General features: G+C 69.3%; 22 protein-coding genes and 1 pseudogene. 18 read left to right on the top strand and 5 right to left on the bottom strand.

Annotated elements, in window-relative coordinates:
• Positions 1–5 precede the first annotated feature (5 nt).
• Complete coding sequence (locus tag K2F54_RS11355) at positions 6–2,717, top strand: cation-translocating P-type ATPase (protein ID WP_220605975.1); 2,712 nt, start codon at positions 6–8, stop codon at positions 2,715–2,717.
• Here K2F54_RS11355 and purB read toward each other — a convergent pair.
• A complete protein-coding gene (gene purB / locus K2F54_RS11350) occupies positions 2,705–4,087 on the bottom strand; it encodes an adenylosuccinate lyase (protein ID WP_220605974.1) in 1,383 nt (460 codons plus the stop codon). The genes K2F54_RS11355 and purB overlap by 13 nt on opposite strands.
• On the bottom strand, positions 4,084–4,611 hold the full coding sequence (locus K2F54_RS11345) for a low molecular weight protein-tyrosine-phosphatase (RefSeq protein ID WP_220605973.1): 528 nt from the start codon (positions 4,609–4,611) through the stop codon (positions 4,084–4,086). Before K2F54_RS11345 ends, purB begins: the two co-directional genes overlap by 4 nt.
• Before the next feature lie 125 nt (positions 4,612–4,736).
• On the opposite strand from K2F54_RS11345, the gene K2F54_RS11340 reads away from it, so the two are divergent.
• Complete coding sequence (locus tag K2F54_RS11340; RefSeq protein ID WP_220605972.1) at positions 4,737–5,033, top strand: hypothetical protein; 297 nt, start codon at positions 4,737–4,739, stop codon at positions 5,031–5,033.
• A complete protein-coding gene (locus K2F54_RS11335; RefSeq protein WP_220605971.1) occupies positions 5,030–6,739 on the top strand; it encodes a hypothetical protein in 1,710 nt (569 codons plus the stop codon). Before K2F54_RS11340 ends, K2F54_RS11335 begins: the two co-directional genes overlap by 4 nt.
• Before the next feature lie 35 nt (positions 6,740–6,774).
• Here the strand turns inward: K2F54_RS11335 and K2F54_RS11330 are convergent, their stop codons facing one another.
• Positions 6,775–7,170 carry a phage holin family protein gene (locus K2F54_RS11330; RefSeq protein ID WP_220605970.1) on the bottom strand — a complete coding sequence of 132 codons (396 nt, stop codon included), beginning with the start codon at positions 7,168–7,170 and terminating at the stop codon, positions 6,775–6,777.
• Between the two features lie 116 nt (positions 7,171–7,286).
• On the opposite strand from K2F54_RS11330, the gene K2F54_RS11325 reads away from it, so the two are divergent.
• The 4 genes from K2F54_RS11325 to K2F54_RS11310 are packed head-to-tail and all read left to right on the top strand — an operon-like array spanning position 7,287 to position 12,039.
• Positions 7,287–8,393 (top strand): histidinol-phosphate transaminase, encoded by a 1,107-nt coding sequence (locus tag K2F54_RS11325; protein ID WP_220605969.1) that lies wholly within the window; start codon positions 7,287–7,289, stop codon positions 8,391–8,393.
• A 10-nt stretch (positions 8,394–8,403) separates the two neighbouring features.
• Complete coding sequence (locus K2F54_RS11320; RefSeq protein ID WP_308287626.1) at positions 8,404–9,546, top strand: thiamine pyrophosphate-dependent dehydrogenase E1 component subunit alpha; 1,143 nt, start codon at positions 8,404–8,406, stop codon at positions 9,544–9,546.
• A gap of 5 nt (positions 9,547–9,551) precedes the next feature.
• Complete coding sequence (locus K2F54_RS11315; protein ID WP_220606033.1) at positions 9,552–10,556, top strand: alpha-ketoacid dehydrogenase subunit beta; 1,005 nt, start codon at positions 9,552–9,554, stop codon at positions 10,554–10,556.
• Positions 10,557–10,581: 25 nt separating this feature from the next.
• A complete protein-coding gene (locus tag K2F54_RS11310; protein ID WP_220605968.1) occupies positions 10,582–12,039 on the top strand; it encodes a dihydrolipoamide acetyltransferase family protein in 1,458 nt (485 codons plus the stop codon).
• A 133-nt stretch (positions 12,040–12,172) separates the two neighbouring features.
• On the opposite strand, the pseudogene K2F54_RS11305 reads toward K2F54_RS11310, so the two are convergent.
• Together K2F54_RS11305 and K2F54_RS11300 are read right to left on the bottom strand one after the other, a co-directional pair.
• Positions 12,173–12,934, bottom strand: a pseudogene (locus K2F54_RS11305) (tyrosine-protein phosphatase).
• Between the two features lie 9 nt (positions 12,935–12,943).
• Entirely contained in the window at positions 12,944–13,618 is a 675-nt protein-coding gene (locus K2F54_RS11300) for a GNAT family N-acetyltransferase (RefSeq protein ID WP_255577023.1), read from the bottom strand.
• A gap of 364 nt (positions 13,619–13,982) precedes the next feature.
• Here K2F54_RS11300 and K2F54_RS11295 point away from each other — a divergent pair, with 364 nt between their 5' ends.
• The 11 genes from K2F54_RS11295 to K2F54_RS11245 all read left to right on the top strand — a co-directional run bounded on the left by K2F54_RS11295 (position 13,983) and on the right by K2F54_RS11245 (position 22,361).
• Positions 13,983–14,702 (top strand): AAA family ATPase, encoded by a 720-nt coding sequence (locus K2F54_RS11295; protein WP_220605967.1) that lies wholly within the window; start codon positions 13,983–13,985, stop codon positions 14,700–14,702.
• Positions 14,703–14,768: 66 nt separating this feature from the next.
• Positions 14,769–15,827, top strand: coding sequence for a metal ABC transporter substrate-binding protein (locus tag K2F54_RS11290; protein ID WP_308287625.1), 1,059 nt, complete (start codon positions 14,769–14,771; stop codon positions 15,825–15,827).
• 7 nt (positions 15,828–15,834) lie between these two features.
• Positions 15,835–16,626: a metal ABC transporter ATP-binding protein gene (locus K2F54_RS11285; RefSeq protein WP_308287624.1), complete on the top strand. Its 792-nt coding sequence runs from the start codon at positions 15,835–15,837 to the stop codon at positions 16,624–16,626.
• Complete coding sequence (locus K2F54_RS11280) at positions 16,626–17,522, top strand: metal ABC transporter permease (protein ID WP_220605965.1); 897 nt, start codon at positions 16,626–16,628, stop codon at positions 17,520–17,522. Before K2F54_RS11285 ends, K2F54_RS11280 begins: the two co-directional genes overlap by 1 nt.
• Entirely contained in the window at positions 17,522–18,358 is an 837-nt protein-coding gene (locus K2F54_RS11275) for a metal ABC transporter permease (protein ID WP_220605964.1), read from the top strand. The genes K2F54_RS11280 and K2F54_RS11275 overlap by 1 nt, the downstream gene beginning before the upstream one ends.
• Positions 18,355–18,762: a Fur family transcriptional regulator gene (locus tag K2F54_RS11270; RefSeq protein WP_220605963.1), complete on the top strand. Its 408-nt coding sequence runs from the start codon at positions 18,355–18,357 to the stop codon at positions 18,760–18,762. The genes K2F54_RS11275 and K2F54_RS11270 overlap by 4 nt, the downstream gene beginning before the upstream one ends.
• 172 nt (positions 18,763–18,934) lie before the next feature.
• Positions 18,935–19,171: a 50S ribosomal protein L28 gene (gene rpmB, locus K2F54_RS11265; RefSeq protein WP_066598603.1), complete on the top strand. Its 237-nt coding sequence runs from the start codon at positions 18,935–18,937 to the stop codon at positions 19,169–19,171.
• Complete coding sequence (gene rpmG, locus K2F54_RS11260; RefSeq protein WP_130176355.1) at positions 19,171–19,338, top strand: 50S ribosomal protein L33; 168 nt, start codon at positions 19,171–19,173, stop codon at positions 19,336–19,338. The genes rpmB and rpmG overlap by 1 nt, the downstream gene beginning before the upstream one ends.
• Positions 19,339–19,340: 2 nt before the next feature.
• The gene (gene rpsN, locus K2F54_RS11255; RefSeq protein ID WP_035835254.1) at positions 19,341–19,646 is read left to right on the top strand and encodes a 30S ribosomal protein S14; all 306 of its coding nucleotides are present in this window, start codon (positions 19,341–19,343) and stop codon (positions 19,644–19,646) included.
• A 321-nt stretch (positions 19,647–19,967) separates the two neighbouring features.
• Complete coding sequence (locus K2F54_RS11250; protein ID WP_066598601.1) at positions 19,968–20,255, top strand: HU family DNA-binding protein; 288 nt, start codon at positions 19,968–19,970, stop codon at positions 20,253–20,255.
• Positions 20,256–20,381: 126 nt separating this feature from the next.
• Positions 20,382–22,361: a bifunctional copper resistance protein CopD/cytochrome c oxidase assembly protein gene (locus tag K2F54_RS11245; RefSeq protein WP_220605962.1), complete on the top strand. Its 1,980-nt coding sequence runs from the start codon at positions 20,382–20,384 to the stop codon at positions 22,359–22,361.
• Positions 22,362–22,498: the final 137 nt, after the last annotated feature.

Genomic DNA, 22,498 nt, shown 5'->3' with positions numbered 1-22,498 from the left:
CAGCCATGACCGCCGCCGGAGGGCCGCCACCCTATGCCCAGGATGCCGACACGGTGTGCACCGACCTGCACACCAGTCGGCACGGCCTGGATCCGGCAGAGGCCGCCGAACGACTGGCCGCGGTCGGACCGAACGCCCTGCCCGTGCCGGCGAAGAAGAACCCGGTGCTGCGCTTCCTCGGCCATTTCAACGACGTGCTCATCTATGTTCTCCTCGGGTCTGCCGTGCTCACGGTGGTCTTCGGCGACTGGGTCGACGCCTCCGTGATCCTGGCCGTCGCCGTGATCAACGCGGTGATCGGATTCCTGCAGGAGGGCCGTGCGGAGAAGGCCCTCGACGGCATCCGGCGGATGCTGTCGCTGAACGCGAAGGTACGCCGCGGCGGCCACTGGCTGAATGCCGACGCCGCGACCCTCGTGCCAGGTGACATCGTGCGGGTCAAGTCCGGCGACAAGGTGCCGGCGGATCTCCGTCTGATCGAGGGCACCGGGCTCAGGATCGAGGAGTCCGCACTGACCGGGGAAGCCGAGCCGGCCGGCAAGAGCGTCCCGGCCGTTCCCGCGGACGCCGGCCTGGGCGACCGGCACTGCATGCTCTACTCCGGCACCCTGGTGGCAGCGGGAAGCGGCCGCGCCGTGGTGACGGCGACCGGCTCCGGCACCGAGATCGGCCGCATCCAGACCCTGGTCACCGACACCGAGAGCCTGGCCACCCCGCTGACCCGGCAACTTGATGCCTTCAGCACCCGCATCTCGCTGGGCATCCTCGCCGTGTCCGGTCTGATGCTCGTGATCGGCCGGCTGGTGCACGACCGCGGTTTCGCCGACCTTTTCGCCGCGACCATCGGCTTCGCGGTCGCCGCGGTGCCGGAGGGCCTGCCGGCCTTGGTGACCATCACGCTGGCCCTCGGGGTGCGGCAGATGGCCAGCCACAACGCCATCGTGCGCAAACTCACCGCGGTGGAGACCCTCGGGTCGGTCACCACGGTGTGCACCGACAAGACCGGCACCCTCACCCGCAACGAGATGACGGTGCGCACCGTGGTCACCGGCACAGCCAGGTACGAGGTGCGGGGCATCGGCTACGACCCGGCCGGCGCGGTGCTGCAGCACGACCGCGCGGTGACGGTGGCCGACCGGGATGACCTGGCCCGGCTGGTGGAGGTCATGGCCGTGTGCAACGACGCCAGGGTCAGCGCAGACGGCGGGGTCTGGAAGGTCGTCGGCGAACCCACCGAGGGTGCCCTGCGCACCCTCGCGCACAAGTCCGGTTTCGACCCGGACGGGTACGAGCGGGTGGCCGTGATCCCGTTCGAGTCGGCCAACAAGTTCATGGCCACCCTCAACCGGGCCGCCGACGAGCCCGCCCGGATCCTGGTGAAGGGCGCACCGGCCCGCCTGCTCGAACGCTGCACCAGGCAACTGGATGCCGCCGGCCTGCCAGAGCCTCTCGATGAGGCCTTCTGGGAGCGTCAGGTCGACGAGCTCAGCTCCACCGGCCTCCGGGTGCTCGCCGCGGCCGTCGGCGACGCTCCGGTCGGCCTGACGGACCTGCACCTCGGCGACGTCGACGACGGCCTGCTCTTCCTCGGGGTGGTCGGGATCGTTGACCCGCCCCGGCCGGAGGCGATCGCGGCGATCACCGTGATGCACGCCGCGGGCATCCGGGTGAAGATGATCACCGGCGACCACCCCGGCACGGCGGTGGCGATCGCCACGGAGATGGGCATGGTCACCGGCGCGGCCCGGGTGCTCACCGGCGGCGAGCTGCAGAAGCTCTCCCAGGACCAGCTGACCCGGGTGGTGCGCGAGGTGGACGTCTTCGCCCGCACCAGCCCGGAGCACAAGCTGCGCATCGTCAAGGCCCTGCAATCATCCGGCGAAGTGGTGGCGATGACCGGGGACGGCGTCAACGACGCCCCGGCGCTGCGGCGGGCGGATGTGGGCGTGGCGATGGGCATCAAGGGCACGGAGGCCACCAAGGAGGCCGCGGACATCGTGCTGGCCGACGACAACTTCGCCACCATCCAGAAGGCCGTCGAGGAGGGCAGACGGATTCGGGACAACCTGCAGAAGTCGATCATCTTCATCCTGCCGACCACCGCGGCGCAGTCCCTGGTGGTGCTGCTGGCGGTGCTGTTCGGTTTCGCCCTGCCGTTGCAACCCACCCAGATCCTCTGGGTGAACCTGATCACCGCCGTGACCCTGTCGTTGGCGCTGGCCACCGAACCGGCCGAGCCCGGCATCATGCTGCGCCGGCCGCGCCCGCCGGGCGGCTCGGTGCTCGACTCCGAATACCTCGGCCGGCTGCTCTGGGTGTCGGTGTTGATCACCGCCGCGACCATCGGGGTGTTCTTCTACGAGCTGTCGATCGGGTCGACGCGGGCGGTGGCGCAGACCACCGCGGTGACCATGCTGGTGCTCAGCCAGCTGGTATTCCTGTTCAACTGCCGGTTCCTGCGGGCATCCAGCCTCACGCCGGCCGTGCTGCGCGGCAACCGCGCGGTGTGGATCTCGGTGGGCACGATGCTCGTGCTGCAGCTGCTCTTCGTCTACACGCCGGTGATGAACCTGTGGTTCAGTTCCACCCCGATCGGCCCGCGCGAATGGGCGTACACGCTGGGGCTGGCCCTGGTGATCTTCCTGCTCGTCGAGGTGAACAAGCTGATCGGCCGGCGCCGGTTCCGGCGCCGGCCGACGGGCGCTCAGCCCAGGTAGTCCACCAGGGGGTCGGCCAGGCCGACGTAGCCGGCCGGGGTCAGCTCGAGCAGGCGGGCCTTGGCGGCGTCGCCGATCTGCAGTTCCTGCACGAACGCCACCAGGTCGGCGCGGTTGATGCGCTTGCCGCGGGTGAGTTCCTTGAGCAGCGCGTACGGGTCGGCGATGCTGGAGCGCCCCGCACTGACCTCGGCGCGGATGACGGTCTGGATGGCCTCGCCGAGGATCTCCCAGTTGGTGTCCAGGTCGTGCGCGAGCAGCTCGCGGTCGAGATCGATCTCGCCCAGGCCCCTGATGAGGTTGTCCAGCGCCAGCAGCGAGTGGCCGAGGCCCACGCCGATGTTGCGCTGCGTGGTCGAGTCGGTGAGGTCGCGCTGCAGCCTGGAGGTGACCAGGGTGGCCGCGAGCGAATCCAGCAGGGCGCTGGAGAGTTCGAGGTTGGCCTCGGCGTTCTCGAACCGGATCGGGTTGATCTTGTGCGGCATGGTGGAGGACCCGGTGGCGCCGGCCTGCGGCACCTGGCGGAAGTAGCCGATCGAAATGTAGGTCCAGGCATCCGTGGCGAGGTTGTGCAGCACCCGGTTGGCGTGCGACACCTTGCCGTACAGCTCGGCCTGCCAGTCGTGCGATTCGATCTGCGTGGTCAGCGGGTTCCAGCCCAGGCCCAGGCCCTCGACGAACTCGCGGGACACGGCGGGCCAGTCCACGGACGGGTCGGCAGCGACGTGCGCGGCGAACGTGCCGGTGGCGCCGCTGAACTTGCCGAGGTACTCGTTGGCCTCGATCTGCTTCTGGATGCGCTCGAGCCGGTAGACGAACACCGCCAGTTCCTTACCCATGGTGGTGGGCGTTGCGGGCTGGCCGTGCGTGCGGGCGAGCATGGCGTCGGCGCGGTAGTCGCCGGCCAGGCCGCGGAGCGCCGCGATGAGGGCGCGGAACTTGGGCAGCCAGACCTCGCGGACGGCCTCGGAGACGGTGAGGGCGTATGCGAGGTTGTTGATGTCTTCGCTGGTGGCGGCGAAGTGCGTCAGTTCGCTGATCGATTCCAGGCCCAGCGGCACCAGGCGGCGGCGCACGAGGTACTCCACGGCCTTCACATCGTGGCGGGTGACGGCCTCGAGGGCCGCCAGCTCATCGATCTCGGCCTGGCCGAAATCGGTGACCAGGGCGCGCAGGCCGCTCTTCTGCTGCGCGCTGAGCGGCGCGGAACCGAACAGGCTGCGGTCGGTGAGGGTGATCAACCACTCCACCTCGACCTTGACCCTGGCACGGTTGAGTCCGGCCTCTGACAGGTGCTCGCCCAGTTCGGTGACGGCGGCCTGGTAGCGGCCGTCGAGTGGACTGAGGACCTGCGGGGGTAGAGGACTCATCGGACTCCCTGTCTGATTGCGGGTGCGAGTTGCGCGAATAGCGCAAAATTGGCTCTCTCAATCATGCCTAAAACCGAGTCAAACAGCGCATCGTCGGAATAGTAGGGGTCGGGAACGTCCCGCAGCCCGGCCTGGTCCCTGTCGAAGCTGAGCAGCAGGCACACCTTGTTGCGGTCACGTTCGGTGGGCGCCCAGTTGCGCAGGATGCGCTCCTGAGACCTGTCGAGCACCACCACAAGGTCGAGGTCGTCGAACCAGGTGGCGTCGAACTGTCTGGCCCGGTGGTGGTTGCCGTCGTAGCCACGCTTGGCCAGGGCGGAGATGGTGCGGGTGTCGGCCTGCTCGCCGACGTGCCAGTCGCCGGTGCCCGCCGAGCTCGTCGTGATGAGCCGGCCGAGACCGGAGCGCGTGACGAGGTCACGCAGCATCACTTCGGCCATCGGCGACCGGCAGATGTTGCCGGTGCAGACGAAGATGATCCGGAATGGCGTCGACTCATCTGGACTGAGCGCCGCGAAATTCATGTGTCCATTGTGTTCCACATTCCCCTCCTCCACATCGGCCCGTCGAGGCGACTTCTCCCCATCAGGAGCAGGAGCGTCCCGGTCGCCCCCAGGGTGGCACAGTCTGGGCCCGACGAGGAGGCGCGATGGAATTCGGGAGCAGCAGCATCCTGCCGGGAGTGGGTGATGAGGCGGACGCGGCCGCGTTGGCCAGGCTGCGGGAGCAACGCTGGCGGTTGGGCGCGGTGCAGGGCGACGTGGAGGCGGCCGGCCGGCGGCTGGCCGGCCAGGAGGTGGGTGCCGGGTGGCGGTCGGAGGCGCAGCGGGCGTACCAGGCCCGCCTGGTCGAGCTCAGCGGCAAGCTGCAGGGGGTGTGGCGAACGCTCGAAGACGCCCTGTACGCCGTGGACGTGGCCATTGACAGGGTGAAGGCGGCACCGTGACCGGTTCGGCACACGATGCCGGCCCCGGTGAAGGCGCGACGGGCCTGACGATCTCCGGCGGTGGTAGTGCGATGGTCGCCACCGACGTCGTCTTCGTCGAGGTCGCGACCCTGCGGCTGCTGCAGGGGGAGGCGGAGGGGTGGCAGTCGCAGCTGGCGCAGGTGCGCGGTCTCGGGGTCTCGCCCGCCCCTGGCTGGCAGCCAGATGACCTGGGGTCGTGCGTGTTCGGTGCGTCCGCCGCGATCACGGAGATCACCGACGACTGCCGGCGCTTGGCCGATTCCCTGGTCGAGGCGGCTGAGGAGTACGGCCGCCTCGAAGCGGGCCTGGACACCGGGCTGCGCAGCGCGGGCTCCCTGTTCGGGCACGCACTGGGCGCCATGCGCCTGCTTGCCCCGCTGGTGGCGCTGTCCCTGGCCACACCCCTGGCCTACCTGGCCGTCACGTCGCTGCTCGTCAACGCGGTCCTCGGCCGCGGAGTGTCTGTGGTGCCGCCCGCTCTGGCCAACTGGCTGCAGGAGAGTCCGCGGCTGCTCACCGATCCGGTGACCGTGGCTCTCGTGCGCGCCCTGGTCGCCTCGGTCGACGACGTGGTGCTGGGCGGCGGCACGGTGCCGTATCCGGTGGCGGCAGCGGCGGGTGACGACGGCGCAGGGCTGCTCGGTGCCCCGGCCTCCGCGCTCGGTGCGCTCGTCGCCGCCCGGGCGGCGGGGATCCTCAGGGAGACGCCCGTGCGGGTGCGCCGGGTGAACGGCTCGAGCCCGCCGGAGCGCGGTCCGACCGGGGCGACGACTCGCCGACCCGGCGCGGGAGCCGGCGCGGGCGTCGGAGCCGGCCTCAGCGCGGGCGTCGGCACGGGCCGCCCTGCCGGTCGGGCGGGTGGCCGGGCGGCCCGGCCACGGTCAGGCTCGCCCGCCGGCCCGGTCGCGCCCGCGCCCGCACCGCGTAGCCCGTCCACACCGTCGGCGTCCCGGCGGGCAGCCACGCCGACTCCTGCGCCGCAGCCCCGGCCGACGTCGCTGACGCCGCCGACGCCGCCGGCCGGGTTCGCCGACCTCGCCGACCGCATCCCCACCGAAGACGACGGCGGGCAGGTGCGCCTGGAGCGGTACGGAGACGCCGAGCATCCGTCGTGGCTGTTGTACATCGGCGGCACGTTGGAATGGAGCCCGACCGGGTCGACCGAGCCGTGGGACATGACCTCCAACGTCACGGCAGTGGCCGGCCAGGAATCCGGCTCGTACCGGGCGGTGCTGCAGGCAATGCAGCAGGCCGGCGTGCAGCCGGGCGACCCGGTCGTTCCCATCGCGCACTCCCAGGGCGGCCTCATCGCGGCGGAGCTCGCCGCCCGCGGAGACATCAACGCCGTGGGTCTCGTCACCTTCGGGGCCCCGGCGGGCCAGGTGGCGGTGTCTGCCGACCTGCCGGCCATCGCCATCGAGCACTCCGACGACATCATCCCCGCGCTCGGCGGCACGGCGGCCGACGACGGGCGCCTGTACGTGCGGCACGAGCTGTTCGGCGGCGTCGACGTGCCGGTGGATGAGCCGCTGCCTGCGCACCAATTGGCGGGGTACCGCGACACCGCCCGCCTGGTGGACGCCTCGGTGGAGCCGCGGCTGCTGGCCTTTCGCGACCACCTCGGCACCGTCGTGGGAACGATTCCCGGCGAGCAGAGCGTCTGGCGCGCAGAGCGGGTCGACTGACCGGCGAGACGGCGCGACGGCGTGGTGGTGCCGGTCTAGATGCTGGAGTTGTTCAGCGGACGCACCAGCAGGCCGAAGAGCCAGCTGAAAATGCCCAGCACGAACGCGCCGAGCACGCCCCACCAGAAGCCGTCGATGACCAGGCCGAAACCGAACAGCCCGGAGAACCACGCGACCAGCAACAGCAGCAGGCCGTTGACGATGAACGAGAGCAACCCGAGCGTGAGAACGTACAGCGGGAACGCGACGATCCGCACGAAGGTGCCGATGAAACCGTTCACGAAACCGAAGATGAGCGCGATCAAGAGGTAGGTCAGCACGACGGCCACGGTGTCAGACGCGTACGGCTCGACCCTCACACCGGCCACGATGAGCGTCGTCACCCAGAGAGCGGCGGCATTGATGATCAGTTTGACGAGGAAGCTACCCATGCCTCCACTATGACATCCAGCCCGGCAACCCGAACGGGCGCACCGGTGCATTCCGGTGCGGCATATACCTCCAGAGCATGCGGCATCCCGAATATGTCCCGGCGTAGACTCGCGGAGTGAGCCCTTCTGACCTGCCATCAGTCCGTCTGCGACCGGAGATCGTTGCACTACCGGCGTACCGGCAGGGGAAGGCGGCCAGCGCGTCCGCCTTCAAGCTCTCCAGCAACGAGAACCCGTTCGACCCGCTGCCAGGAGTCGTCGAGGCGGTCAACGCGGTCTCCGCGTTCAACCGTTACCCCGACGCGTCGGCCCTCGCCCTGCGCGAACGCCTCTCCGCCCGGTTCGGGGTCTCCGCCGACCAGGTGCACATCGGTGCCGGGTCGGTGGCCCTGTTGTCCCAGCTGATCCTGGCCGCGGCGGGCCCCGGAGACGAGGTGCTCTACTCCTGGCGCTCCTTCGAGGCCTATCCGAGCCTGGTCACGGTGGCCGGTGCCACGAGCGTCACCGTGCCCAACCGTGCCGACCACGGTCACGACCTGCCCGCGATGGCGGCTCGGATCACCCCGCGCACCCGGGTGGTCATTGTCTGCAGCCCCAACAACCCCACCGGCGTGATCGTCACCGCGGACGAGTTCGACGCGTTCATGGCTGTAGTGCCGGCCGACCTGCTGGTCGTGCTCGACGAGGCCTACGCCGAATTCGTCAGCGACCCGGCGGCCGTCAACGGGCCCAGCCTGCTCGAGCGCTACCCCAACCTCGTTGTGCTGCGCACCTTCTCCAAGGCCTACGGCCTGGCCGGTCTGCGGGTCGGCTACGCGATCGGCCCCGTCGGCATCCTCGACGCCGCCCGCGCCACGGCGATTCCGCTCTCGGTGACCGGGCAGGCCTCGGCCGCGGCCCTGGCCTCCCTCGACGCCGAAGCCGAACTTCTGGCCCGTGTGGGCGTCATCGCCGCCCGCAGGGACGACATCCGCACTGCCCTCGTCGACAGCGGTCTGAACATCCCGCACTCGCAGGCCAACTTCGTCTGGCTGCCGCTGGGCGAGGAGACGGATGCCACCACCCGACGTTTCACCGATGCCGGACTCGTCGTCCGGCCCTTCCACCCGGAGGGCATCCGGGTCTCGATAGGCGAGGAGGAATCTGTGGCAACGCTTCTGCAGATCTGCGCTGAGATTGTGTCGGATCTACCCACGGGGCATCCGGCCCGGCGGCTAGGTTAGTACGGTGCCAGTGACCTCGAACGACGCATCAGTGCGCACCCTCGCCTCGCCCACCGTGCAGCTCCTCGCCACGGATGGCAGCTTCGCGCCGTCCGAGTCGGCCGCGGAATTCCTGCCATACTTCGAGCGCCTCACCGAGGCCGACTACCGAAAGTTCTACCGCGACATGGTCGTGGTGCGGAAATTCGACACCGAGGCCGCGAACCTGCAGCGCCAGGGGCAGCTGGCTCTCTGGGTGCCCAGCCACGGCCAGGAGGCCGCCCAGGTCGGCTCCGCCTACGCCACCAGGGCGCAGGACCACGTCTTCCCCTCCTACCGCGAACACGTCGTCGGCATGATCCGCGGCCTGGACATGGTCGACATCCTCCGGATGCTCCGCGGCGTCACCCTCGGCGGGTGGACCCCAGAGGAGCACGGCAACTTCCACCTCTACACGCTCGTACTCGCGTCGCAGACCCTGCACGCCACCGGGTATGCCATGGGCATGCAGCTGGACGGTTCCACCGCGACGGGCAACCCCGAGACCGACCAGGCGGTGATCGTTTACTACGGTGACGGCGCCTCCTCCCAGGGCGACGCCAACGAGGCCCTGGTCTTCGCGGCCAGCTACCAGACCCCGCAGGTGTTCTTCATGCAGAACAACCACTGGGCGATCTCGGTACCGGTGTCCCGCCAGTCCCGCTCCCCGCTGTACCTGCGCGCCGGCGGTTTCGGCATGCCGGGCATCCAGGTCGACGGCAACGACGTGCTCGCGAGCTACGCCGTCACCGCCAAGGCCATGGACGACGCCCGCGCCGGCCACGGCCCCTCGCTGATCGAGGCGCTCACCTACCGCGTCGGCGCGCACACCACGGCCGACGACCCCACCAAGTACCGCGACCCGGAAGAGCTCGCCTACTGGGTGGCCCGCGACCCGATCGTGCGCTTCCGCAGCTACCTCGAAGGCCTCGGAGTCGAGCAGGAGTTCCTCGACTCGGTGGACGAAGAAGCGGCCGACTACGCCGCCGATGTGCGCCGCCGCGCCCTGGACATCACCGGCCCCGACCGCGCCGTGATCTTCGACAACGTCTACGCCGAACCGCATCCGCTCGTGGTGGAGCAGAAGAACTGGCTCGACGCCTACGAAGCGTCGTTCGACGGGAGCGAGTCCTGATGACCATGCCGGACACCCAGACCGCCGCGCCGACCCGCGCGAACCTGCCGATGGCCAAGGCCCTCAACGCCGGGCTGCGCCAGGCGATGCTCAGCGACCCCAAGGTGCTCATGATGGGCGAGGACATCGGCCCGCTCGGCGGCGTCTTCAGGGTGACGGAGGGCCTGCACGCCGAATTCGGTGAGAAGCGGGTGCTCGACACCCCGCTGGCCGAATCCGGCATCATCGGCACCGCCATCGGCCTGGCCATGCGCGGCTACCGCCCGGTCTGTGAGATCCAGTTCGACGGCTTCGTCTTCCCCGGCTTCGACCAGATCACCAGCCAGCTGGCCCGGATGCGCAACCGGCACGAGGGCGGCGTCACCATGCCCGTCGTCGTCCGGATTCCCTACGGCGGTCACATCGGCTCGATCGAGCACCACCAGGAAAGCCCTGAGGCGTACTTCGCGCACACCCCTGGCCTGCGCGTGGTGAGCCCCTCGAACCCGCACGACGCCTACTGGATGATGCAGGAGGCGATCGCGTCGAACGACCCGGTGATCTTCTTCGAACCCAAGAGCCGCTACTGGCCCAAGGGCGAGGTGGACTTCACCGCCGCCGGCACCCCCTTGCATGCCAGCCGGGTGGTGCGCAGTGGAACCAGCGTCACGGTCGTCGGCCACGGTGCCATGGTGAGCGTGCTGCTGCAGGCCGCCGAACTCGCCGCGGCCGAGGGCATCAGCCTCGAAGTGATCGACCTCCGCTCGATCTCCCCGATCGACTACGCGCCGATCCTCGACTCCGTGGCCAAGACCGGCCACCTCGTGGTCGCCCAGGAGGCCGCCGGCTTCGTCAGCGTCGGCTCCGAAATCGCCGCGACGGTCACCGAGCGCGCGTTCTACTCGCTCGAAGCCCCCGTGCTGCGGGTCTCCGGATTCGACACCCCGTTCCCGCCGGCCGCGGTCGAGACGCACTTCCTGCCCAGCCCCGACCGGGTGCTCGAAGCCGTCGACCGCTCCCTCGCCTACTGACCCCGACCCGCCGGAAAGGCATCTTATGAGCGTCTCCCGATTCACTCTGCCCGACGTGGGCGAGGGTTTGACCGAGGCTGAAATCGTCGAGTGGAAGGTCGCCACCGGCGACACCATCTCGATCAACCAGGTACTCGTCGAGATCGAGACCGCCAAGTCGCTGGTGGAACTGCCGTCGCCGTACGTCGGCGTCGTCGGTGAGATCCTCGTCGAACCTGGCACCACTGTCGACGTGGGCACCGTCATCATCACGATCCTGTCCGAGACCGGCGCCGGCGATGACGCACCGGCCCCTGCCGCGGCCGCCCTGGTCGACGACGAGCTCAGCGACGCCGCCAGGGATGCCGGCGGTACCGTCTCGCAGGAGCCCGCCGAGGAGTCCCCGGCTGTGCTCGTGGGTCGCGGCGCCGCCGCCTCGATGCCCACCCGACGCCGCCACGTGGTGCCGACCGCTGCGCACGAGGCCATCGCCTCCGCCCCCACGGCCCCGCCGCAGGCCGGCCCCGCAGCCTCCGGGCCGCGCAGCAACACCGCCAGCACCGGCCCGGCCCGCAGCACACCGCCGGCGCGTCCGACGGCCGCGGCCGCCGCATCCGCCGCCCCGGCCATCGCCCGGCCCACCGGACCGGTGATCACGAAGCCGCCGATCCGCAAGCTGGCCAAGGACCTCGGCGTGGACCTCAGCCAGGTGGAGCCGACCGGCCGGTTCGGCGACGTCACCCGCGACGACGTGCTGCGCGAAGCCACCCAGGCCAGCGTGTTCCGCAACATCCAGACCCCGGAGTGGCCCACCGACCGCGAAGAGCACATCCCGGTCAAGGGCGTGCGCAAGGTCATCGCGCAGACCATGGTGCGCAGCGCCTTCACCGCGCCGCACGTGAGCCTGTTCGTCGACGTGGACGCCACCCGCACGATGGAATTCGTCAAGCGGCTCAAGACCTCCACCGATTTCGCCGGCGTCAAGGTGTCGCCGCTGCTCATCATGGCCAAGGCCATGATTTGGGCGGTGCGCCGCAACCCCACGGTCAACTCGGTCTTCACCGACGAGGAAATCGTGATCAAGCACTACGTGAACCTCGGTATCGCCGCGGCCACGCCCCGCGGCCTGATCGTGCCCAACATCAAGGAAGCCCAGGACATGAGCCTGCTCGAGCTGGCCGGCGCGCTCGAGAAGCTCACCCTGACCGCTCGGGACGGCAAGACCAGCCCGGCCGAGATGTCGAACGGCACCATCACGATCACCAACATCGGCGTCTTCGGCATGGACACCGGCACGCCGATCCTCAACGCCGGCGAGGCCGGCATCGTGGCGCTGGGCACCATCAAGCAGAAGCCCTGGGTGGTCGACGGCGAGGTGCGCCCGCGCTTCGTGACCACCATCGGCGCCAGCTTCGACCACCGGGTGGTGGACGGCGACGTCGCCAGCCGGTTCCTGGCCGACGTGGCCAGCATCATCGAGGAGCCGGCGCTGCTCCTCGAGTAGCCCTCTGGTGGCGCTCACTGCACCTCGTGCGGGCGACCGCGCCCGCTAAAGAGGGCGCGACCACCCACAGGAAGAGCAGCGACCCGGTGCCTTGCGCCGCCGCGGATAGTCCAGGGTCAGCTGGAGCACCCGATCACCAGCGCCAAGTGCGCAGCGCGGTCAGCTCCGCGTCGGTGAGGCTCGCCGCGGAGAGTAGGGCGGCGAGGTCTAGTCCGGCCAGTGCCGAGCGGAATGCTCCCTCCGTGGTGGTGCCCATCGACCGGCAGAGGGCCTCGCTCGAGGCTCCCTCGTGCGCCCGGCCGGATGTAGCGGCGCGCTGGTCGGCGCGGCGCACGGTCTCGAGGTAATCGTCCACAATAGCCTCCGGCTCGGCGCCCACGATGCTGAGTAGAAGCAGCGCGATCTGTCCGGTCCGGTCTCGGCCGGCCATACAGTGAAAGAGCACACCGCCGAGCCGGGCGGTGGCTAGCGCCGACAGTACGGCCCCTGACCGCTCCGGCATGGCGGCGAGGTGCGGAAGAAAATACAGGGCGGTCGAGACGAGGCCGTTTTCCCAGTAGTCGGCCCAGAAATTCGTGTTTTCCAGCCCGTCAAGGTCGACGGTGACCGTGGTCAGCCAGTCGGGCCTGGACCGGGCGTCTTCGGCGCGCTCGCGGGGCTGCCGCAGATCGACAACGTTGCGGATGCCCGCTGCCTACGGCTGCTCCCAACCCGTGTCGGTGGCCTGATCAAGGTTCTCCGATATGAAGAAGACACCGCTGGGGGTGGTGCCGCCACTGAGAAGCGGGATTCCGCCCAGGTCGCGCGCGTTTGCCAACCCGTCCACAGGCAGGTGCCGATCGGCCGCACGGAACAGCGGCGACCCTGGTCCTGCCACCGGCGACGAGGCATCCATTCGGCCCGCCTAGAACGTGACCGTGGGCAGCGGGCGCACAGGGGGAGGCGCATCCGTGCGCAGCCTGGCGTGCGTCTCGACGTCGAAGCGTTCGGTGCCGTACTTGAGCTTCTGCCGCTCGACGCCCTCGACGGCGAACCCTGCCCTGGCGGCGACCCGGCAGGAGGCCGGGTTGTTGGTACGATGACCGAGTTCGAGCCGGTACAGGCCCTGCTCGGTGAACGCCCACTCGGCGATCGACGCGAGAGCGAGGGTCGCCAGGCCCCGTCCCCTGGCCCCCGCCGAGACCCAGTAGTACACCCAGCCGGTGCCATGCCGGTGTTCCATGCTGCCGATGCCCACGTTGCCCACGGCCACCCCGTCGACGCTGATCGCGAAGTTCTGTCTGGACACCGTGGCCGGTGCCAGATTGTCGGCGATGAAGATCTGACAGCGAGCGAGCGTCGACAGATCGATGGCACCGAACTGGGCGGAGAGGTCGCCGCTACCGGTGAACGCAGCCTGCAGCCCCGCGGCGTCATCGAGGCGCCAGGGCCGCAGCATCGCCGCAGGGGCCGGCAGGGGAACAGGTGCGCTCTGGGCGACCCGTCCAGCGCGAGGGAAACGGGGTGCGCGTGCCGTTCGGGTGGGGGAGGACTGGCCCGCCGCGGGCGGAACGGTGCCCTTGCCGGCGCGTGCTCTCATGGCAACAGAGTAGACGGCGGGGGACACCTCCGCGAGTTGCCAGTTGCGGCCCCCAGCAGCGCCTCCAGTGGGCGCCAAGTGGCAACTCGCTGACGGCAGCGGCCGCGAGTTGCCAGTTGCGGCCCCCACGAGCGCCGTGAGTGGGCGCCAAGTGGCAACTCGGCGAGGCGGGGCCGGGCTTCCGGCGCGGATGCGGGGCTGTCTGCCGAGTTGCCGCACATGGCCCCTTCGACGCCGCGCAAGGGGGGGTTTGCGGCGAGTCAGTGCCCCTCCTGCCCCTCCTGGCGCGCCCGCAGGCACGCTGCCGCCGCCGCAAGGGGCCGACACCGCTGCGCATCCGGGGTGCGGCGGGGGAGGATGGGGCATGGCTTTCGACAGCATCCCCCTGCGCCGCATCGAGGAGGACCCGCAGCATCCACTCGACCGCACGACCTGGCCGGCGACCCTGCCGCCGGTGGCGCAGCTGCTGACCAGCGGGCTGGACCTGGGGTCGGCCACGGTTTTCGTCGGCGAGAACGGAGCCGGCAAGTCCACTCTCGTCGAGGCCATCGCCCTGGCCTGGGGGCTGTCGCCAGAGGGCGGCTCCACCGGAGCGCAGAACTCCACCCGGGTCAGCGAATCCGCCCTGCACGACCACCTGCGGCTGGTGCGCAGCGGCGGCAGCACCCGGCGCGGCTACTTCCTCAGGGCCGAGACCATGCACGGCTTCTTCACCTATCTGGAGGAGAACCCGGGCACGCGGCCCGAGCCGCGCTTCCACGAGATCTCGCACGGTGAATCGTTTCTCGAACTGGCCGTCGACAGGTTCCGCGGCCGCGGGCTCTGGGTGCTCGACGAGCCAGAGTCGGCGCTGTCGTTCTCTGGCTGCCTGGCACTGCTCGGCCACCTCAAGGACCTTCTGGCCGAGGGTGGCTCGCAGGTGATCATGTCGACGCACTCACCGCTGCTCGCGGCCCTGCCCGGCGCGCGCATCCTCGAGGTCGGTGAGTGGGGGCTGCGCGAGATGGCGTGGCGGGACCTCGACCTGGTCACCAACTGGGCCAGCTTTCTGGATGCCCCGGAGCGGTACCTCCGGCACCTGTGACGGCCGCGCACCGGCCCCGAGCTAATGGTTTTGACAATCATTATCAATAGGCGTAGCGTTTCGAGCGTGACTTCCCCCAAACGTGCCCTCCCCGTCCTTGCCGTCGCCGCCACCCTCGTGCTGGCCGGATGCTCCGCCACCGGCAGCGCCGCCTCGACCGACGCAGAGGGTGACCTGCAGATCGTCGCCACGACGACGCAGATTGCCGACCTCACCCGCAACATCGTCGGCGACACCGCCGGTGTCGAGGTGACCCAGCTGATCCAGCCCAACCAGAGCGCGCACAGCTACGACCCGTCCGTCGCCGACCTCACCGCGCTGGGCGCCGCCGATGTGCTCGTGATCAATGGTGTCGGGCTCGAGGAGTGGCTGGACGACGCCATCGAGGCCTCCGGCTTCGACGGTGTCACCATCGACTCCGACGAGGGCATCACCATCCTCGACGGAGAGGCCGGACACGAGGACGAGGCCGCCCACGAGGATGAGGCCGGACACGAGGACGAGGCCGCCCACGACGACGAGGCCGCCGAGGAGCACGACCACGACCACGAGGGCGGCAACCCGCACATCTGGACCGACGTGAGCAACGCCGAGGCCATGGTCGCCACCATCGCCGACGGCCTGGCCGCCGCCAGCAGCACCCACGCCGCCAACTTCGAGGCCAACGAGGCCGACTACTCCGCCCAGCTCACCGACCTCGACGCCTGGATCCACGAGAACGTCGACGCCGTGCCGGCCGACCAGCGCCTGCTGGTGAGCAACCACGACGCCTTCGGCTACTTCACCGCCGCCTACGGCATCACCTACGTCGGCAGCGTCATCCCGAGCTTCGACGACAACGCCGAGCCGAGTGCCGCCGAGATCGATGCCCTGGTCGCCGCCGTCAAGGAAACCGGCGTCAAGGCGGTCTTCTCCGAGGCCTCCATCAACCCGAAGGCGGCCGACACCATCGCCGCAGAGGCCGGCGTCGCGGTGTACTCCGGCGACGACGCCCTTTACGGTGACTCGCTCGGCCCGGCTGACAGCGACGGCTCCACCTACATCGCCACCCAGCTGCACAATGTCAGCCTGATCCTGGAGTCCTGGGGTGTGACGCCCAGCGCCGTTCCCGCCGACCTGCAATAGTTGAAGAGTGAACGAGAACCCTTCTCAGCAGCGGATGACCGCTGCGCCGGCCCTGCGCGTCTCCGGGGCCTCGTTCGCCTACGCCCAAACCCCCGCTCTCACCGGCATCGACTTCGACCTCCTGGCCGGTGAGGCCATCGCACTGATCGGGCCGAACGGGTCAGGCAAGTCCACCCTGCTCAAGGGCATCCTGGGACTCATCAAACGCACCGGCGGCACCGTCGAGGTGCTCGGTCACGACACCGCACCGGCCGGAACCGTCGGGTACGTGCCGCAGACCGACGAGCTCGACCCCGAGTTCCCGGTCAGCCTCGAGCAGGTCGTCATGATGGGCCGCTACCGCGAGCTGGGCTGGTTGCGTCTGCCCGGTCGGAAAGACCGCGCGGCCGTGACCGCCGCCCTCGACACCGTGGGACTCGGCCACCTCGCCAAGGCCAGGTTCGGTGAACTCTCCGGCGGGCAACAGCAGCGCGGCCTGCTCGCCCGTGCCGTGGCGGGCGGTCCCCGCCTGCTGCTGCTCGACGAGCCCTTCAACGGCCTCGACCAGTCCAACCGCGACGCCCTCGTCGGCACCGTCGAGCGGCTCAAGGCCGACGGCGTCGCCGTGCTCGTCTCCACCCACGACCTCGACCTGGCCCGCGCGGTCTGCGAGCGGGTGCTGCTGCTCAACGGCAGCCAGGTGGCCTTCGGCCCGCGCGAGAGCGTGCTCACCCTCGACAACGTGCAGCGCACGTTCCACGAGGTCGGCGTCGAGATGGATCAGCACACCCTCATCGTTCCCGGCCACGAAGGCCACTGATGGCCGAACTGCTCGGCCCGCTCTTCTCCGCCTTCACGCTTCCCTTCATGGCCAGGGCGCTGGTGGTGCTCCTTGCCCTCAGCCTGGTCGCCGGCATCGTGGGGGTGCTCGTCAACCTGCGCAGCCTCGAATTCATCAGTGACGGCCTCACCCACTCGGTTTTCCCCGGCATCGCCATCGGTTTCGTGTGGGGTGGCCGGGAGGGCCTCTTCGTCGGCGCCATGATCGCCGCGATCCTGGCCGCGATCGTGCTCACGGTGATCACCAGGCGGGCCGTCTCGGGGGATGCGGCGATCGCGATCGTCTTCACCGCCATGTTCAGCGTCGGCATCCTCGAGGTGTCCCGGCAGACCAACTACGCCGGCCAGCTGGAGCAGCTGCTCTTCGGCCGGCTGCTCACGGTGACGGACGCCGAGGTGACCCAAACCCTCACGATCTGCGCGATCGCGCTGCTCCTGGTCGGGCTCACTCTCAAACAGCAGGTCTTCCGCGCCTTCGACCGCACCGCCCTCGCCGCCGCCGGCTACCGCCCGCTGCTGCTCGACCTGGTCCTCAACGTGGCCATCGCCCTCGTCGTGGTCGCCGCCTCCAGCGCCGTCGGCAACCTGCTCGTTCTCGCGGTGCTGATCGTGCCCGGTGCCGTCGCCCGGCTGATCACCGTGCGGCTCTGGGTCCTCTTCCCGCTCGCCGCGGGCTTCGCCGCCCTCTGCGCCTGGGTGGGCCTGGCCCTGGGCTTCGAGGCCTCAGTCACCGCAGGCATCGACCTGCCTAGCGGAGCCACCGTGGTGCTGGTGCTCGTGGCCGGCTACCTGATCGTTCTGCTCGGCCGGCTCACGGTCGACCGGATGCGCCGCCCCGCCACGACCGAACCGCAGCCGGAGCCGGTGACCGTCTGATGGGCTACTTCGAGAAAGCCCTGCTCGCCGCCGCCGTGATCGGCGCCCTGAGCGGCCTGGTCGGCACCCTGGTGCTGCTGCGCCGACGCACCTTCTTCGCCCAGGCGCTCACCCACGCCACCTTCCCCGGCGCCGTGGCCGCGGCCCTGCTTGGCGTCAGCATCCCGCTGGGCGCCGCAGTGGCCGCCGCCGTGATCGTGGCGATCATGACTCTCCTCGGCCGGGTGCGCCGGCAGGGCAGCCAGGTGGCGTCCGGCATCATGCTCACCGCCGGATTCGCACTGGGCGTGCTGCTGCAGTCGCTCAACCCGTCGTTGCCCGTGCACGTGGAGTCCTATCTGGTCGGCTCGATCCTCACGGTCACCGACGGTGACGTGCTCTTGGCCGCTGCGGTGCTCGTCGTCGCGGCGGCGGTGACCGTGCTCTTCGGCAAGGAGATCCTGTTCTCCACCTTCGACCGCACCGGCTTCCGCTCGGCCGGCTACCGGGAGTGGCCGATCGAACTGCTCACGCTGGTGCTCATCACCGCCACCGTCGTCACGGCGATGCCCGCGGTGGGCGCCATTCTCGCGATCGCGCTGATCGCCGCCCCCGCCGCCGCCGCCAGGTTGTTGGTGCGTACCGCGCCGCGCATCGTGCTGCTCGCACCGGCCATCGGCGCCGGCTCCGGCCTGATCGGCGTGCTCCTGTCCCGCGCTCTCGATGTGGCGGCCGGACCGGCCATCGCGCTCACCGCCGCCGCCTTCTTCCTGCTCGCCCTGGGCATCCGTTCGCTCAGCGCACGAACGCAGGGGGTACACGCCCCGGCTCGAGCGGGGTTACGGTTGGACTCATGAAGCGAAACACCTGGCAGCGAGAGGCCGTGCGCACCGAGCTCGGTCGCGTCGAAGGGTTCGTCAGCGCCCAGGGCCTGCACTCCGCCCTGCACACCAGCGGGTCGCCGATCGGCCTGGCCACGGTCTACCGCGCCCTGGCCGACCTGGCCCTGGAGGGGGACGCCGACTCCTTGCAGTCGCCCGACGGTGAGAGCCTGTACCGGGCCTGCAGCACCACCGACCACCACCACCACCTGATCTGCCGCAACTGTGGGCTGACAGTGGAGATCGAGGTCGCGGCCATCGAGAACTGGGCGACCGAAGAGGCGGCCAAGCACGGCTTCACCGAAGCGGCCCACGTCATCGACATCTTCGGCCTCTGCGCGGCGTGCACCGCGCTTGCGTCGAACCGCCCCACCCCGTAGGCTGGGTAGCTGCTGCGCATATCTGTGCGTGCATTGCCTGTTCGTGACTTTTTCTCCCACCGAATCAGCCGCCGGAATCTTTCGGCCGGCCGCTTCCGGGTGGAATCCCTCATGGATGGGCCGACAAGAGATCTTGGGAAGGGCACTCGCCCTTCGGTATTGGAGGAAAACCATGGCAGCAACCTGCCAGGTGACCGGAGCCGTTCCCGGCTTTGGACACAACATTTCACACTCGCACCGGCGCACCAAGCGTCGTTTCGACCCGAACGTGCAGACCAAGAAGTACTTCGTGCCGTCGCTTCGCCGCAACGTCACGCTGACTCTCTCGGCAAAGGGCATCAAGGTTATTGATGCTCGCGGCATTGAGTCGGTCGTCAAGGACCTGCTCGCACGTGGGGAGAAAATCTAATGGCTAAGGCTCAGGACGTACGTCCGATCATCAAGCTGCGTTCGACGGCAGGAACCGGTTACACCTACGTGACCAAGAAGAACCGTCGCAACAACCCCGACCGTCTCGTACTCAAGAAGTACGACCCGGTCATCCGCAAGCACGTTGACTTCCGTGAGGAGCGCTAAAAATGGCGAAGAAGAGCATGATTGCCAAGAACAACCAGCGCAAGGTCATCGTTGAGCGTTACGCCGCGAAGCGCCTCGAGCTGAAGAAGGCCCTGGTCGACCCGGCCGGCACCGACGAGTCCCGTGAAGAGGCTCGCAAGGGCCTCCAGAAGCTGCCCCGCAACGCCTCGCCGGTTCGCCTGCGCAACCGCGACGCGGTTGACGGTCGTCCCCGTGGCCACCTCTCCAAGTTCGGCATCTCGCGCGTACGTTTCCGCGACATGGCGCACCGCGGCGAGCTGCCCGGCATCACCAAGTCCAGCTGGTAACCAGCTGCTGATCGTGTAAACGATCGCGACGCATCCACAGGGGATGTCGGCTTCGGCCGGCATCCCCTGTTGTGTGTCACCGGTTCGTGTCACCGGTGACGGCGGGCGGTCGACCCCACACGGGGGCCGTACAGTTCGCGCACAGCGAAAACGCCCCCAATTCACCCTGCAAAGCGGCCCGAAACGCCGTAAATCCGCGGAATCCCGCGGATCAATGCTAGATTCAACGCGGTCGAACCGACCAACGGAGGCGCTGACATAGCGCGCCCGCTTCACGTGAATACCTGTTTTTTACAGACGAAGGTCCGAGGAGGACACTCAATGGCTGACAAGTCGCTGAACAAGACCGAGCTCGTTGCCAAGGTTGCCGCAGACTCTGGCCAGAGCCAGGCTGCTGTCGACGGCGTTCTGAACGCTTTCTTTGCAACCCTCGCCGACACCGTTGCGAACGACGGCAAGGTCACCATCCCGGGATGGCTCGGCGTCGAGCGCACCGCAACCGCCGCTCGCACCGGCCGCAACCCGCAGACCGGCGAAGAGATCGCCATCGCTGCCGGCCACCGCGTCAAGCTGACCGCTGGTAGCAAGCTCAAGGCTGCCGCCAAGTAGGGTGCAGACCTCGTAGTTTCAGTGGGCGTCGACTTCGGTCGGCGCCCACTTCTCGTTAACCAGCGTTCTCACGGCCCGCGGGCGTCGAACGGGCCGATTGTCTGCTCCACCTCCGGTTACGCTGGGATGGTGCCCCGTTACGTTCGTATCATCGGCCCGCCAGCCCTGCTGCTGGCCGCGATTCTGGCGACGGTGGCGGGCCTGGCCTACGGTGGCGGGGCCGACGCCCAGCTGCTCGCCGACCCCGGTGCCGTCGTGCGCTGGGGACTGCCCATCGCCAAGCTGCTGGTCAACATCGGCGCCGCCGGAACCATCGGCGCGTTGGTGCTCACCTGCTTCGCGCTGAGCCCCCGCGAACGCGAATACGGCATGGCCATCGACTTCGCCGCCGCATCCGCCGCCTTCCTCACCGTCGCGTCCGCGATCACCGGCTTCCTCACCTTCCTGCAGGTGACCAACGCCACGATCAGCTTCAACGACCAGTTCAGCGCCACCGTCGGGCAGTTCTTCAGCCAGATCGAGATCGGCCAGGCCTGGCTCACCACCACCCTGATCGCCGCGGCGGTCACGGTGCTGTGCTTCGCGGTGCGCAACCAGACGGCGCTGGTGTTCGTCACCCTGCTCGCCCTGCTGGCGCTGTTGCCGATGGCGCAGCAGGGCCACTCCGCCGGAGCGGAGGGCCACGACGCGGCCATCACCGCGCTGGGGTTGCACCTGGTCTTCGCCGCGGTCTGGCTCGGCGGTCTGCTCACCATCATCCTGTTACACCGGCACCTCTCGCCCAGCCGACTGCGCGAGGTCGTCGGCCGCTACTCCACAGTTGCACTGGTGAGCTTCGTCGTCGTCGCGGCGTCCGGCTATGTCAGCGCCGAACTGCGCGTGGGCAGCTGGGACAACCTGCTCACCGGGTACGGCGTGCTGGTGCTGGCCAAGGTGGCCGTGCTCCTGGTACTCGGGGGTTTCGGTGTGCTGCAGCGCCGCTACCTGATCGGGCGGATGCGCACCACCACCGGCACGGTCGACCCGTGGTTCTGGTGGCTCGTCGTGGGTGAGATCACCTTCATGGGCATCGCCTCCGGGGTCGCGGCCGCGCTCGCCCGTACCGCCACTCCCGTCGACGAGGTGGTGACGACCGCGATCCCCGCCGCCACCCCCGCGCAGATCCTCACCGGTGAGGTGCTGCCGCCAGAGCTCACCTTCGCCCGGTACTTCACCGAGTGGAACTTCGACCTCGCCTGGGTGTTGTTCTGCGCGTTCGGCATCTTCTTCTACCTCGCCGGCGTGGTTCGCCTGCGCCGCCGCGGCGACTCCTGGCCGCTGCACCGCACCATCCTCTGGGTGGTCGGCCTGATCACCCTGTTCTACATCACCAACGGCGGCGTGAACGTGTACGAGAAGTACCTCTTCTCCACGCACATGCTCGCCCACATGGCCCTGACGATGCTTGTACCGGTGCTGCTGGTGCCCGGCGCGCCCGTGACCCTGGCCGCCAGGGCCATCCGGATGCGCCGCGACGGCAGTCGTGGACCGCGCGAGTGGATCCTGCTGGCCGTGCACTCCAAGTACGCCGGCGTGATCTCGAACCCGATCGTGGCCGCGGTGCTCTTCGCCGGATCGCTGTGGGTGTTCTACTACACGTCCCTGTTCAGCTGGGCGACGACCGACCACATCGGCCACCAGTGGATGATCGTGCACTTCCTGATCACCGGGTACCTGTTCGTGCAGTCACTGATCGGCATCGACCCGGTGCCGTACCGCCTGCCGTACACCTTCAGGCTGCTGCTCCTGCTGGGCACCATGGCGTTCCACGCCTTCTTCGGCCTGGCCCTGATGACCGGCACCGGGCTGCTCCTGGCGGACTGGTACGGCGCCATGGGCCGCGACTGGGGTGTGAGCGCCCTCGCCGACCAGCAGGCCGGCGGCGGCATCGCCTGGAGCGTCGGAGAGATCCCGACGATCGCGCTGGCGATCATCGTGGCCATCCAGTGGGGTCGCAGCGACGAGAAGGAAACCAAGCGCCGCGACCGCAACGCAGACCGCACCGGTGACGCGGAGTTGAACGACTACAACGACCGCCTCGCCCGCCTGGCCTCCCACGACCGCTAGCGCCCCCGGCCGGGCCGCCCACCCGGCGGTGTGAGCATAGCTCCTGCAATTCTCGGCTCGGCGAGCTGCGGATGCCGGAATCACGCGGGAGTTCGGCGGGGCTAGGAAAACTAGCAGGAGTTATGCGCCCCGGACGG

Origin of the sequence: Cryobacterium inferilacus (genome assembly GCF_019599185.1) — a bacterium.
Taxonomy (GTDB): domain Bacteria; phylum Actinomycetota; class Actinomycetes; order Actinomycetales; family Microbacteriaceae; genus Cryobacterium; species Cryobacterium inferilacus.
This window is presented reverse-complemented; position numbering and strand designations above follow the sequence as displayed.

What these genes read in the sequence shown, in the direction of transcription:
- K2F54_RS11355 (WP_220605975.1), top strand. Translation starts at nt 6, where the DNA reads ATGACCGCCGCCGGAGGGCCGCCACCCTATGCCCAGGATGCCGACACG.
- purB (WP_220605974.1), bottom strand. Translation starts at nt 4,087, where the DNA reads ATGAGTCCTCTACCCCCGCAGGTCCTCAGTCCACTCGACGGCCGCTAC.
- K2F54_RS11345 (WP_220605973.1), bottom strand. Translation starts at nt 4,611, where the DNA reads ATGAATTTCGCGGCGCTCAGTCCAGATGAGTCGACGCCATTCCGGATC.
- K2F54_RS11340 (WP_220605972.1), top strand. Translation starts at nt 4,737, where the DNA reads ATGGAATTCGGGAGCAGCAGCATCCTGCCGGGAGTGGGTGATGAGGCG.
- K2F54_RS11330 (WP_220605970.1), bottom strand. Translation starts at nt 7,170, where the DNA reads ATGGGTAGCTTCCTCGTCAAACTGATCATCAATGCCGCCGCTCTCTGG.
- K2F54_RS11315 (WP_220606033.1), top strand. Translation starts at nt 9,552, where the DNA reads ATGCCGGACACCCAGACCGCCGCGCCGACCCGCGCGAACCTGCCGATG.
- K2F54_RS11310 (WP_220605968.1), top strand. Translation starts at nt 10,582, where the DNA reads ATGAGCGTCTCCCGATTCACTCTGCCCGACGTGGGCGAGGGTTTGACC.
- K2F54_RS11300 (WP_255577023.1), bottom strand. Translation starts at nt 13,618, where the DNA reads ATGAGAGCACGCGCCGGCAAGGGCACCGTTCCGCCCGCGGCGGGCCAG.
- K2F54_RS11295 (WP_220605967.1), top strand. Translation starts at nt 13,983, where the DNA reads ATGGCTTTCGACAGCATCCCCCTGCGCCGCATCGAGGAGGACCCGCAG.
- K2F54_RS11280 (WP_220605965.1), top strand. Translation starts at nt 16,626, where the DNA reads ATGGCCGAACTGCTCGGCCCGCTCTTCTCCGCCTTCACGCTTCCCTTC.
- K2F54_RS11275 (WP_220605964.1), top strand. Translation starts at nt 17,522, where the DNA reads ATGGGCTACTTCGAGAAAGCCCTGCTCGCCGCCGCCGTGATCGGCGCC.
- K2F54_RS11270 (WP_220605963.1), top strand. Translation starts at nt 18,355, where the DNA reads ATGAAGCGAAACACCTGGCAGCGAGAGGCCGTGCGCACCGAGCTCGGT.
- rpmB (WP_066598603.1), top strand. Translation starts at nt 18,935, where the DNA reads ATGGCAGCAACCTGCCAGGTGACCGGAGCCGTTCCCGGCTTTGGACAC.
- rpmG (WP_130176355.1), top strand. Translation starts at nt 19,171, where the DNA reads ATGGCTAAGGCTCAGGACGTACGTCCGATCATCAAGCTGCGTTCGACG.
- rpsN (WP_035835254.1), top strand. Translation starts at nt 19,341, where the DNA reads ATGGCGAAGAAGAGCATGATTGCCAAGAACAACCAGCGCAAGGTCATC.
- K2F54_RS11250 (WP_066598601.1), top strand. Translation starts at nt 19,968, where the DNA reads ATGGCTGACAAGTCGCTGAACAAGACCGAGCTCGTTGCCAAGGTTGCC.
- K2F54_RS11245 (WP_220605962.1), top strand. Translation starts at nt 20,382, where the DNA reads ATGGTGCCCCGTTACGTTCGTATCATCGGCCCGCCAGCCCTGCTGCTG.